This is a genomic window from Micromonospora sp. DT43, from assembly GCF_049841645.1.
In the GTDB taxonomy this organism is placed as follows: domain Bacteria; phylum Actinomycetota; class Actinomycetes; order Mycobacteriales; family Micromonosporaceae; genus Micromonospora.
On sequence record NZ_JBNCKR010000009.1, the window covers coordinates 273644 to 275598 of the forward strand.

Here is a 1955-nt window from a genome sequence, read left to right on the forward strand (position 1 = left end):
TTTTTGTTTTTTGTTTGGTGGTTTTTTTTTTTTTTTTCTCGTCTTGTGGGCGCCTGTGGGGGTGGGGGGGCGTCTCCCCTCGCCCCCCCCCCCGACCGTCAGCCGGCCAGGTGCGACCAGTCGCCCTCCAGCTCCCGCCAGGTGCCCTGCGCCGCCACCGTCCCGGCGTGCAACACCACCACGTGGTCGGCGCGGACCAACGCGGCCCGCTTCGCGGTCGAGCCGACCACTGTCACCCCGTGCGCCCGCAGCGCCCGCCACAGCGCCAGCTCGGTGGTGACGTCCAGCGCCGACGACACGTCGTCGGCGACAAGCAGTTCGGTACGCGGCGCCAGCGCCCGGGCCAGCGCCAACCGCTGAAGCTGACCGCCGGAGAGTCGGGTGCCCTTGTGCCCGATGAGCAGACCCAGCCCACCGCCGGCGACGGCCAGGTCGTGGTCGAGCTGGGCGGTGCTGACCGCGCCGGCCGCGTCCACCTGGTGGCCGAGCGCGATGTTGTCGGCCACCGTGCCGGACAGCACACGGGGCAACTGACCGACGTAGCCGACCTGGTTGGGGCGCAGGAACAGCTCCGGCTCGGTGACCGGGTCGCCGTTCCACGACAGCTCTCCGGTGTGGTGCACGATGCCGGCCAGCGCCCGCAGCAGCGAGGACTTGCCCGACCCGACCGGCCCGACGACCAGGACCAACTGCCCGCGCTGCACCGTCAGGTCCACGTCCCGGACGGCGACCGTGCCGTCGGAGTGCACCACCGAGAAGCCGCGCAACTCCAACCGGCGCAGCGGGTGCCGGGGTGGCGACGTCGGCGCGGGCGCCGTACCGGCGGCCAGGTCGACCCCCGGCACCGCCACCGTGTACGCGCCCACGCCGGTCATCGCCACCGTCCGGCGGGTCCACACCCGTGCCGACGGCAGCTGCGAGATCAACGACGCGGTGGTCCAGGCGAACCACCGGGCCGCGCCCAGCGTGGAGACGGCCACCAGCACCGCGCCGGCCGACAGCTCGCCGCCCAGGTAGAGCGCCCACGCGCCGATCGGCAGCAGGCCACTGGCCATCGACGGCGTCGACCGGGACCACACCTGCACCGAGATCTCCCGTCGCTGCCGGGCACTGCGCAGCGCGTCCAGGTCGGCCAGGTGACGCAACACCGCAGCCGTCGCGCCGGCGAGTTTCACCGTCCGCGCCGCGGAGAGCGCGGCGACCAGGGCGGTGGCGAAGGCCGCCCGCGCTGTCACCGTCGCCCGGGCCGCACGCTCCAGCTCCGGGCCGAACAGCGTCGCGGCCAGCCCGGAGACGACCATCGTGCCGAGGAAGAACAGCCCCGGTACGACGCTGCCGCTGATCGCCGTCATGGCGATCACCAGGCCCAGCGCGACCGCCTGGTCGACCACGTTGTCGGCGAGCTGCACCACGCGCTCGGTGTCACCGCCCTGCGCCACCACCTCCGCCGGGGTGTGCGAGCTGACCCGACGTGGGCCGGTCTGGCCGTGCACCAGGCGCAGGCCGATCCGCAGCATCTGCCGCACCCACCAGTGGGGAAACCAGACGTAGGTGTACAGCGGCAGCGGCAGGGTGACCAGCAGCCCGGCCACGATGCCCAGCGCCGGCAGGTACGGGTTGCCGGTCCCGTCGACCAGGTCGGCCCAGAGCCACGGCAGCAGCGGGCCGTCCAGCCCGAGCAGGCCGAGCACGAGGAACAGGACCACCGACGTCAACCCGTACCGGGGATCGTTTGTGCAGAGCCGGATGATCTCCCGAAACGTGCGGGCCGGCGGGACCTGTGGCAACGGCGGCGGGTCGGCCCGCACCGCCGGGCCGGTGCCGGCGGTGCGCGCGCCCGTGCGAACGACGTCCGGGCCGGTGCGGCCGGCGTCCGGGCCGGTGCCGGTGCCGGTGCCGGTGCCGGTGCCGGTGCCGGTGCCGGTGCCGGTGCCGGTGCCGGTGCCGGTGCCGGT

At 73.9% G+C, this 1955-nt stretch carries 1 protein-coding gene; it reads right to left on the bottom strand.

Annotated elements, in window-relative coordinates:
- Positions 1-98: 98 nt before the first annotated feature.
- Positions 99-1955: ATP-binding cassette domain-containing protein (locus ACLQ26_RS22280; protein ID WP_425746248.1), on the bottom strand; the 1857-nt coding region annotated here is incomplete at its 5' end.